Raw genomic sequence first — 9,506 nt, 5'->3', positions numbered from 1 at the left:
TGGGGTCGCAATCCCCTTACGGGGCTAAGTGGTTTGCAACTCTACCCCTCTAAGAATCCCCTCCTGGACAGCACCGCCAGAGGGGGGGTTTGTGAGAAAGATGAAACTTGGAATATGCATATGGCGTATAACGGGGGTTTTTGGGGGTTTGTGCCGATGAAAAGCCACAGGAGAAAGGGGCGATGAGAAGGTGAAAACGCATATTGCCCATCCCCAAGGGAAAAACCAGCTTTCAAGATCCCCACCCGGAGGTCCGGGTTAGTGGGGAGTATAGCACACACCGCAACCTTGGGCCAGGTCAAAATTTCGGTGAGGAAAGCTCCTGAACGGCGCTTTGTTTTTCAAAGTCCAAAGAAAGCCAGTTGCATCGTCATTTTGCTGACAAGTGTAGCAAAGGCCCGCCCTATCGCCACAGGTAAAAAGGACTGTAGCGCCCCCGTCCCAAAAGGGCGGTCTTCAGGCGCTGGGCCTGGAGTTCCCCAGGGGCTTGCCGACTCCTCCAGGAGACGGCCCTCCAAGGGCTGGGTCATCTTCGGAGGAGGCCTATCTTCGCGAAAGTAATATTTCGCGCTGATAACCATCCTAAGGCAAACCTCTTCCGCTGAGCCCGCAAGCAGGGCCTCTGCCGCCCCGGTGGGGAGGGAGCCCCTCGAGGGGTGGGCGGGAATGTGGGGCTTTAGGAGGGGCCCACCCCTCAACAAGGTAGCCCTGCAGGCTGACCCGTCAACCTGGTGGGGTATGCTTTGCGCAGAGGCGGCCCTCAAGGATACCGGATTTTTACGACAGCCCCTGCCTGGGCAGGAGGAACTCTACGAGATCAGCATTAGCCCTGCGCCAGGCCCACCCGCGGGGACTAGAGGGTTGTGCGACTCCTTGCCTGAACACTAGGCGCCTCCCCTGGAACGCCTGTCGGCCTATGCGGCCTGCACCCAGCTCTCGGCAAGCACCTCCGCTTGCTCCAGTACGATCTGAGTAGCCTTCTCCTGCTTATCAGGTGGGTAGCCGTATCGGCGCAACACCCGTTTGACGAGGCGCCGCAGGTGGGCCCGGACGTTCTCGCGCTCGGTCCAGTCGATGGTGACGTTGCGGCGGACTGTCTCAACCAGCTCGCGGGCGATCTCGCGCAGGGTCGGCTCGCCGAGGACCTTGACGGCGCTGTCGTTGGCCTCGAGCGCGTCGTAGAAGGCCAGCTCCTCTTCGGTAAGCCCCAGCGCTTCGCCCCGGCGGTCCGCCTCACGCATCTCGCGGGCAAGCGCGATCAACTCCTCGATCACCTGAGCCGCTTCCACCGCCCGGTTCTGGTAGCGGCGGATGGCCTGCTCAAGGAGTTCGGCGAAGGAGCGGGCCTGGACCACGTTCTTCCTTCGCCGGCTCTTGATCTCACCCTCCAAGAGCTTTCGCAAAAGCTCCACGGCCAGGTTCCGCTGCGGCATCCCCCGCACCTCGGCCAGGAACTCCTCGGAGAGGATCGAGATGTCGGGCTTCTTGAGACCGGCCGCGGCGAAGAGATCCACCACGCCCTCGGGCGCGATGGCGCGGGAGACGATCTGCCGGATGGCGTGGTCGAGGGCCTCCTCGGTTCGCTCGTCGCTGGGGGCGCGCTTGGCAAGAGCCGCCCGCACCGCCTGGAAGAAGGCCACGTCGTCACGGATGGCGAGAGCCTCCTCTTGGGGGACCGCCAATGCGAAGGCGCGCGAGAGGTCCGAGACGGCTTGGAGGAGGCGTTCCTTGCCATTCTCCTGAGCCAAGATGTGCTCCTGGGCGGCGGGGAGGAGCGCGAGTCGCTCCTCCGGTCTGCCCGTCTTCCACGCCGTCCAATCGAAGCCGTGGAAGAGGTCGCAGCAGATCTCGTACTTCTCCAGCATCACCGCCACGGCCTCGGCCTGGTTGATGGCGGTCCGCCCCGTGCCGCCGCTTTCGGTATAGGTGGCAAGGGCTGCCCTGAGCTCGTGCGCGAGTCCCAGGTAGTCCACAACCAGCCCACCCGGCTTGTCGCGAAAGACCCGGTTCACCCGGGCGATGGCCTGCATGAGCCCGTGGGCGCGCATGGGCTTGTCGAGGTACATCGTGTGGAGGGACGGGGCATCGAACCCCGTGAGCCACATGTCGCGGACGATGACCAGCTTGAAAGGGTCGGCAGGATCGCGGAAGCGCTTGGCGAGGAACTCCCGACGCGGCTTGTTGCGGATGTGCGGCTGCCACTCGGGCGGGTCCGAGGCCGAGCCCGTCATCACCACCTTGATCGCGCCCTTGTCGTCATCGTCGTCGTGCCATGCGGGGCGTAGGCGCACGATTTCGTTATAGAGCTCGACGCAGATGCGCCGGCTCATGCAGACCACCATGGCCTTGCCGTCCAGGGCCTCCAGCCGCTGCTCGAAGTGGTTCACGATGTCCTGGGCCACGAGGCTCAGGCGCTTCTCCGCCCCGACCACCGCCTCGAGCTGCGCCCACCTAGTCTTGAGCCGCTCCTTTCGCTCGACCTCTTCGCCTTCGGTAACCTCCTCGAACTCCTCGTCAATCCTCGGCTTCAGCTCCTCCGGGAGGTCGAGCTTAGCCAGCCGGCTCTCGTAGTAGATGGGCACGGTGGCCTTGTCCTCGACCGCCCGCTGGATGTCGTAGATGGAGATGTAGTCGCCGAACACGGAGCGGGTATTGCGGTCCTCGAGCTCCAGCGGAGTGCCGGTGAATCCGATGAAGGAGGCATTGGGCAGGGCATCGCGCATGTGGCGGGCGAAGCCGTCGATGAAGTCGTACTGGCTGCGGTGGGCTTCGTCGGCGATCACTACGATGTTGCGGCGATCGGAGAGCTGCGGGTAGCGGTCACCCTTCTCCTCCGGCAGGAACTTCTGGATCGTGGTGAAGATGACGCCGCCCGCCTGCCGTCCTCGGAGCAACTCGCGGAGCTCGGCCCGGCTCTCCGCCTGGATCGGTTCCTGGCCCAGGAGGTCCCGGCAGCGGGAGAACACGCCGAAGAGCTGCCCGTCCAGGTCGTTCCGGTCGGTGAGGACGACGATGGTCGGGTTCTCCATCGCGGGGTGGCGGATGATCCGGCCTGCGTAGAAGACCATCGTCAGGCTCTTGCCCGAGCCCTGGGTGTGCCAGACCACGCCGATGCGGCCGTCCCCGGGCTCCCCACCGGGCCTGCGCCCGGCCTCGTAACGTCCCTTCGCTGCCCAGGTCTGTTCAGCTTGAAGTGCGGCGGCCCGCAGTGTCTCCTCCACCGCCACGTTCACGGCGTGGAACTGGTGATAGCCAGCCATCTTCTTGGCGAGCTTGCCGCCCCCCTCGTCCTCGAACACGACAAAATCGCGGAGGAGCTGGAGAAACCGGTGCTTGTCGCACACTCCCTCCAAGAGCACCTGCAGTTGCGGGATCTCAACCGGCGCCACGGTGTCACCGCGCACCGTGCGCCAAGGCATGAACCGGTCCCGGTCGGCCGTGAGCGTGCCGATGCGCGCCTCGAGCCCGTCCGAGATGACGAGCGCCTCGTTGTAGGCGAAGAGCGAGGGGATCTCTTGCTTGTAGGTCTGGAGCTGCTGGTAGGCGGACCAGATGCTGGCCTGCTCGTCAGTGGGGTTTTTCAGCTCGATGATGACCAGCGGCAGCCCGTTCACGAAAAGCACCACGTCGGGCCTGCGCGTGTGCTTGTTCTCCACGACCGTGAATTGGTTCACCGCCAGCCAGTCGTTATTCGCGGGGTCGTCGAAGTCCAGGACCCGAGCTTGCGCGCCAGCGATGGAACCGTCCGGCCGGCGGTACTCCACCGTCACGCCGTCAACCAGCATCCGGTGGACTGCCCGGTTGCGCTGCTCCAGCGTGGCCCCCTCGGGACGGGTGAGTTTACGGAAGGCCTCCTCGAGCGCCTCCGGCGGGAGGTCGGGATTCAGCCGCACCAGGGCATCGCGCAGGCGCTGCTCGAGGACTACCTGGCCGTAATCGGTGCGCTCGGCGAAAAGTTCGCCGGGGGCGATCTCGGCACTATGCTTGACCGACCAGCCCAGCGACTCCAGCCAGGCAAGGGCGGCGGATTCGACGGTGGATTCGGTGAAAGGATTCATAAACTTGGCCCCACGATGGCTCTCTACCCTCCTATCCTCGAGCGCGATTAAGCGCCCATAACGCATCTTCAGTGCTCGCCAGCAGCTTCTCGAACGATTCCATAACGTCGGCGTTCTTCTTCCAGAAATCAAAGGGCACTGCCACCTCGGGCGCCCTCGTAAGCTCCGTCAGAATTTCCACCATCTCACGATCTTCATAATCGAAGGCCACAGTGCTCTTGCGACGGCCATGAGCCGGGAGTAGCGTTAGCCGACGTGCTTTCACATCCACGCCCCCAAGATCAGCCTCAATTGTTCGATCAAACGCCAAGAGGTTATGAAATGCACGATTTCTCGCGCCGCTGATTATTTCCCTGTATAGCTCGAGTGAAGGTTTCTTGTGACTCTTTTTCCATGGCAGATTGCGAAACGCTTCGGCCACATCAAAGTGCTCTTTGATCGTGCACCATAATAGGACAGCCTTGAGGTCGGCCACACTAACCAGCAACTTCAGGACCTTAATAGCATCGTCCGCAAAGTTGTAGGCGATGCGCATCATTTCCCTCAGATGGCCATCCGCCCCCTGACCCCCTCTGGTCCACTCCCCAAGAGCCTCCTCGTACAGCTTGCGCTGCTTACATACGGATGCCCGCAGGCGAGCGATAAACGAGGTGGTGGTCTTAGATGCGGTCGGACTGGGAAGGATGAGTCTCAAACGCGCCTCGTCCTGGAGTCTTTCAAATGCTGCTCCAAAAGCGACTTCGAGGCTGGAGAGGTCATCGCCTGTTTCTTGTTCCAGCTTCGGCTTGATGGCATTCCACGCAGATTCCGGATCCGTAAGCTGGTCTACGATTATAGTCTTGCTTCCGTCCGCATCTGCGACGACGTCTTGACTTCCTGCGGAAGGATCAAATTTAAGCTTCTTGACGCTCTTGTGGTTGACGGGTACGGTGGAAGGAAGGTCTTGCAGTTCCCCAATGAGCACGAACACCAAGCGGCCAAGCCGCTTCATCTCTGCCAGCAGCGCTTGGTCTAGGGCTTCACGTGGAGGCAGATTACTAGACCTCGCGCTGAACAACTTGAAGTCTGAGTTCAGATCACCAGGCTGGCCCACCAATACATCCGCCGCGTCTGGCTCCGTGTCCTTCACTTTCAGACAGAGGTACTGGCTGTTTTTGGAGGTCTTTATCAGGGGTTTGCGGTAAATGAAACTGTTATTGATCACGATGATATCGCCGTGATTTGCGCGCTGGGTTTGAAACCAATCCTTGAATGCGGGTGCATCTACAAGATTGCGGACGCTGGTAAGCACCATCTGCCGGACTTCATTAAGCTTTGCACTCATAACCCGCGCTCCTTCAAGAACCTTTCCGCATCCCTCACCCGCAGCTCCCCGGAGATGAGCTTGGGCAGCAGCGCATCGCGTAGGGCGGCGAGGGTGCGGGATTCGTCTGTTGCTTGGTCGATCATCCTAAAGTAGGTTGACACGTATTTATGAAATTCCCTAAGCGCGGGGTCCGCCGGAATAAGCACGTTCTGTGCACCCAAATCGCTTTGAGTTAGCAGCGGTTGGGTTGAGCCTCGATTCAGGGCGTCGAAGTCGAACCGTTCTAGACAAAAATAGAGGAACTCGAACGCGGCCTTAGATTGAGGAAGTACGACAAGTGTGTTATCGGAGGGCCACGATGCACCCTGAATACGAAAGACCGAACCAAGTGTACCAACGCGCCCAGTCAACAAGATGGGTTCGGAATACAAGCTCTCGCTTACATAACCCATCGGACCATTTCCACCCCATAGAGGTACTGTGGCCTCAGGTGACGGTTTCGCGAAGACCCTGGTTGGCCTCTTGCCGCTAGTCACCTCCGCAACACGTCGAAGTGTTCCCACCTCCCACCCCTCCGGGATCTCCCCCAACTCCGACTCCACCAGGCGGTCGGGAAAGAGGTCGTAGAGGTGGGCGGGGAGACCGGGCAGGGACTCGCCGCGGCGCCAGCGGCCCTCCATCTTGGCACGCACGGGTTCGAAGTCCACGAACCACGCCTTGAAGAGCGCCCGCGCCATCGCCTCCAGTGTCTCGCTCATCCGCCGGTTGAGCTCAATCTTGTCGTCCAGCGTGCCGAGGATGTGGGCAATGGCGCGTTGTTCGGGGAGGGGAGGGACACGAATTCTTATCTGAGCAAGTGCGGTTCCGCTTAGTTCCTGGAATGTCGAGCCGCTCGCATGGCGCTGTAGCTCCTCAACATGGCCTTTCAGCCAGTAGTAGAGAAACTCTGAGTTCATGAGGGGCTTTGGTATGAGATTACGGAACCCTTGGTTGGTAGCAATTGGATTTTTTGCGATGGCCAAGTACCCGATAGGAGCACGACTCGTTAGTAGCACTGTCCCAGGTGGCAGTAACTGTGCTGAACAACTATCAAGGCCTTTGCGCGAGAGGCTACGCTCGCCACGGGACACGTACCGGTCGTGAGGGCCTGATAAATCCTTCGGGGTTAACCAAGGAATTTCACCATCGAAGTTCGATGGGTCGGCTGTGGATGGCGTGCTCCCGCCGATGATTTCAGCGATTTCGCCGATCCGGTATTCTCGCCACTCACCCGCCATAGCCCAACTCCTCCAACCGCTTCAGCAATCTCTCGATGGAAGGCTTGAGGGCTGGGGCGTCACGGCTGGCCGCCTCCCATACGATGTCGAGGTCAATGTCGAAGTAGCCGTGAACCAGAACATTCCGCATCCCGATAATCTTTGCCCATTCGATCTCCGGCGCCATGGCCCGCACGTCTTCAGGTAGTGCCCTGGCCGCCTCCCCGATGATCTGCAAATGGCGGACGAACCAACCCTGCAAGAGTTCGTCTTGCTCAAAAGCGGCTCGCCCCCTGCTCAAATAGCGCTCAATGGCGGCGATAGCATCCAGGATATGCCGTAGCCGTTCTTTCGGGTCTCTCATAGCGGTACCGTCTCCTTGAGCACGCGCTCACGAATCCGCGCCTTGAGGCCACGCTCCGTCACCACGTCTACCGGGCGGCCCAGCAGTTGCTCCAGTTCGTACTGAAGCCCGCCCAAGTCGAATAGGCTCCGCCCCGCTTCCATCTCCACCAGAAAATCGATGTCGCTCTCCTCATCCGCTTCGCCGCGGACAGCAGAGCCGAAGACGCGGACGTTGCGGGCGCCATATTTGGCGCAGATGCGCAGGATTTCCTCGCGCTTTGCCTTCAGCAACTCCTCAAACGTCATAGCCCAGCTCCTTCAGGTTCCGGGCAATAGCCGCGTCGAGCTTCACGGCCTCAGCCTGCTGCTCGCGCAGCTCAGCCACCAGCCGCCGCATCTTTTCTTCAAAGGGTTCGTCGTCTTCCTCTTGCGGCGGTGCGCCGACGTAGCGGCCGGGCGTGAGCACGTAGCCGTGCCGGCGGATCTCCTCCAGCGTAGCACTCTTGCAGAAGCCGGGCACGTCCCGGTATTCGCTCGCGTCCTTGTCCCCGCGCCAGGCGTGGTAGGTGTCGGCGATCTTGCGAATGTGCTCGTCGGTGAGCTCGCGGTGGGTGCGATCCACCATCTGCCCCATCTTGCGCGCGTCGATGAAGAGGACCTGGCCGCGGCGGTCGCGGAAACGCCCGTTCTTCTTGTCGCGTGCGAGGAACCACAGGCAGGCGGGGATCTGGGTGGAGTAAAAGAGCTTGTCCGGGAGGGCCACCATGCAGTCCACCAGGTCGGCCTCGATGATGTTCTTGCGGATCTCGCCCTCGCCCGACTGACCCGAGGACATGGAGCCGTTGGCGAGTACGAAGCCGGCGAGGCCCGTGGGCGCCAGGTGGTGGATGATGTGCTGGACCCAGGCGAAGTTAGCATTGTTCACCGGAGGGACACCGAACTTCCAGCGCTTGTCCTCCCGCAGGTGCTCCCCGCCCCAGCGCTTCATGTTGAAAGGCGGATTGGCCAGGATGTAGTCAGCCTTAAGGTCGGGGAAACGGTCGTTTAGGAACGAGTCACCCTGCTCGATCCGCCCGTCGATCCCGCGGATGGCGAGGTTCATCCTGGCCAGCCTCCAGGTGGTGTAGTTGAGCTCCTGGCCGTAGATGCTGATGTCGCCGATCCGCCCACCGTGGGCGCGGATGAACTCCTCGGACTGCACGAACATCCCCGAGGATCCGCAGCACGGATCGTAGACCCGGCCCTTGTAGGGGCGCAACATCTCCACGAGGAGCTTGACGATGCAGCGAGGGGTGTAGAACTCGCCGCCCTTCTTGCCCTCGGCGGTGGCGAACTGCGAGAGGAAGTACTCGTAGACCCGCCCAAGGATGTCGCGGGCGTGGTTTTCGCCACCACGCAGATCAATGTTGGAGATGAGATCGATCAGTTGTCCCAGGCGCTGCTTGTCCAGCCCAGGGCGGGCGTAGTCCTTGGGGAGCACCCCCTTGAGGGAGGGGTTATCCCGCTCCACGGTAGCCATGGCTTCGTCCACGAGCTGGCCGATGGTGGGCTGGCGGGCGTTCTTTTGCAGGTAAGACCAGCGGGCCTCGGCCGGCACCCAAAAGATCCCCTCCGCCCGGTACTCGTCAGGGTCCTCGGGGTCGGCGCCCAGGTGGCGCTCGGCATCCAGTTTCGCCCGGTGCTCCTCGAAGGCATCCGAGATATACTTGAGAAAAATCAGCCCGAGCACGACGTGTTTGTACTCGGCGGCGTCCATGGAGCCGCGTAGAGCATTGGCGGCCTCCCAGAGCTTTGCTTCAAACCCTAGCGTTGCAGAGGTCTCCGTCAAGGTAGGGACCCTGTCCGACAATTGAATAGATTTTTTCCTTTTCTCCCTTGACACTGCTCCCATTCTAGCCGAAACCCCCTAACTGGGTCAAGGCTTCGCGGGCTTACATTGCAAAGATCAGGACAACGGGTGTATATCTCCCTCCTGATGGGCAAGCGAGGCTTTGCTCGCAGGGAGGCAAGCCCCAAGGAGGTGCTCGCCCACGGCCTATGCCTGGCCCAAGAGGTGGCTCCCTGATCCAGCGCCTTCAGTGCCCGCTTGTACCAGACCTCGAGGGCCCACGCCATCCCCAGCCCGGCTCCCCTTCGTTACAGGGCCCGTGGAGGGGCCTTGGGAAGCCTGCCCATTTTGGCTATCTTCTTCAGACCACCCTCCACCAGGGAGCGGCCACCACCCGGCCCACTAAGGGGAAAACGCCTTCTCCCCCATGGAGGAGGAGCCCCCCAGGGGCCTCGGGGTACTCCGCCAGAAAGGCCAGGAGCCCTTGGGCGTCCTTGGGGGTGGGCCTGGGTGTGGCCTTCACCTCCACCGGCAAAAGCCTCTCCCCCGCCTCCAGGACAAAGTCCACCTCTTGGCCGGAGGCGGTGCGCCAGTAGTAGAGGCCGGGGGGCTCCACCTGGGCGTCCCGGAAGGCCAGCAGGTCCAGGAGCACCAGGGTCTCGAGGTGGGCCCCCGAAGGCTTTCCCCCGGTCAGGTAGAGGGCCAGGGCGGGG

General features: G+C 61.7%; 7 protein-coding genes. All 7 read right to left on the bottom strand.

Going from position 1 to position 9,506, the window contains the following annotated elements:
- Positions 1-914 precede the first annotated feature (914 nt).
- The gene (locus tag H531_RS0111540) at positions 915-4,058 is read right to left on the bottom strand and encodes a type I restriction endonuclease subunit R (RefSeq protein WP_022799482.1); all 3,144 of its coding nucleotides are present in this window, start codon (positions 4,056-4,058) and stop codon (positions 915-917) included.
- 31 nt (positions 4,059-4,089) lie between these two features.
- Positions 4,090-5,382, bottom strand: coding sequence for a hypothetical protein (locus tag H531_RS0111535; protein WP_156860509.1), 1,293 nt, complete (start codon positions 5,380-5,382; stop codon positions 4,090-4,092).
- Positions 5,379-6,641, bottom strand: coding sequence for a restriction endonuclease subunit S (locus H531_RS0111530; RefSeq protein WP_028490831.1), 1,263 nt, complete (start codon positions 6,639-6,641; stop codon positions 5,379-5,381). Before H531_RS0111530 ends, H531_RS0111535 begins: the two co-directional genes overlap by 4 nt.
- Positions 6,631-6,984 carry a HepT-like ribonuclease domain-containing protein gene (locus tag H531_RS0111525; protein ID WP_022799479.1) on the bottom strand — a complete coding sequence of 118 codons (354 nt, stop codon included), beginning with the start codon at positions 6,982-6,984 and terminating at the stop codon, positions 6,631-6,633. The genes H531_RS0111530 and H531_RS0111525 overlap by 11 nt, the downstream gene beginning before the upstream one ends.
- The gene (locus tag H531_RS0111520) at positions 6,981-7,271 is read right to left on the bottom strand and encodes a nucleotidyltransferase family protein (RefSeq protein ID WP_022799478.1); all 291 of its coding nucleotides are present in this window, start codon (positions 7,269-7,271) and stop codon (positions 6,981-6,983) included. The genes H531_RS0111525 and H531_RS0111520 overlap by 4 nt, the downstream gene beginning before the upstream one ends.
- On the bottom strand, positions 7,261-8,793 hold the full coding sequence (locus H531_RS0111515; protein WP_028490830.1) for a class I SAM-dependent DNA methyltransferase: 1,533 nt from the start codon (positions 8,791-8,793) through the stop codon (positions 7,261-7,263). The genes H531_RS0111520 and H531_RS0111515 overlap by 11 nt, the downstream gene beginning before the upstream one ends.
- Before the next feature lie 361 nt (positions 8,794-9,154).
- Positions 9,155-9,506, bottom strand: a 352-nt coding sequence (locus H531_RS13160; protein WP_033399340.1) for a DUF4143 domain-containing protein, incomplete at its 5' end; no start/stop codon positions are given.

The sequence above is a fragment of the Thermus islandicus DSM 21543 genome, assembly GCF_000421625.1.
GTDB classification, from domain to species: domain Bacteria; phylum Deinococcota; class Deinococci; order Deinococcales; family Thermaceae; genus Thermus; species Thermus islandicus.
This window is presented reverse-complemented; position numbering and strand designations above follow the sequence as displayed.

What these genes read in the sequence shown, in the direction of transcription:
- H531_RS0111540 (WP_022799482.1), bottom strand. Translation starts at nt 4,058, where the DNA reads ATGAATCCTTTCACCGAATCCACCGTCGAATCCGCCGCCCTTGCCTGG.
- H531_RS0111520 (WP_022799478.1), bottom strand. Translation starts at nt 7,271, where the DNA reads ATGACGTTTGAGGAGTTGCTGAAGGCAAAGCGCGAGGAAATCCTGCGC.
- H531_RS0111535 (WP_156860509.1), bottom strand. Translation starts at nt 5,382, where the DNA reads ATGAGTGCAAAGCTTAATGAAGTCCGGCAGATGGTGCTTACCAGCGTC.
- H531_RS0111525 (WP_022799479.1), bottom strand. Translation starts at nt 6,984, where the DNA reads ATGAGAGACCCGAAAGAACGGCTACGGCATATCCTGGATGCTATCGCC.
- H531_RS0111530 (WP_028490831.1), bottom strand. Translation starts at nt 6,641, where the DNA reads ATGGCGGGTGAGTGGCGAGAATACCGGATCGGCGAAATCGCTGAAATC.